The following is a 581-nucleotide window of genomic DNA, read 5'->3' as shown; positions in this document are numbered from 1 at the left end:
GCCAGGGCCCCCCGCCCCACCTCATCCACCCCCGCCACTCGCAGGATCCCTTGCTGCCAAAGGGATCCCTCCCAGATCAAACTCGGCCTTGCCCGCTCCACCATACTCCCATGCCTGCCCCTGGGCTTGAGAGCAGCGCCTAACTGCTGCGGGAGCGCCGTCGCCTGGAGGCTGCTGGAGATTGCTGGGCAGGGCTGATCCCCAGTTCCGCGGCTGGCTCGGCCAAGCTGCTCTGCACTGCTGGCACGAACGATTCAGCAGAAGGGATTTCGGGTTCAGAAAGTTCGGGTGGAGAGAGGTTGTCCAGCAGCTCCTTCTCCTGCAGAGCCTCCGGTTCGGGTGCAAACTCCTCTGTCTGAGAAGTTGCCTCAGTCTCCATCCTGGGCGGACTTTCCGCCTCTAGAGTTCCCGGCAGAACCACCCTAACCGCCGTGTCTCGGCCCCAAGGCGGCGGCTGGTCAAGCAGCAACAGCGGCGACAGCCCCAACTCCGAGTAGACCCGTTGTTGTAACGGGGTCATCTCCACGGTGACGGTTTGCCGTACCGGAGCCGGACGGCCTTCTGAGGACTCCGTCCCGCTG

The 581-nt window shown here is 64.4% G+C and carries 1 pseudogene; it reads right to left on the bottom strand.

The window, feature by feature from the left end:
• Positions 1-139: 139 nt before the first annotated feature.
• Positions 140-581, bottom strand: a pseudogene (locus NW819_RS05075) (ribonuclease E/G); the annotation flags it as partial.

It is taken from the genome of Synechococcus sp. R8-2 (assembly GCF_047461715.1).
In the GTDB taxonomy this organism is placed as follows: domain Bacteria; phylum Cyanobacteriota; class Cyanobacteriia; order Thermostichales; family Thermostichaceae; genus Thermostichus.
This window is presented reverse-complemented; position numbering and strand designations above follow the sequence as displayed.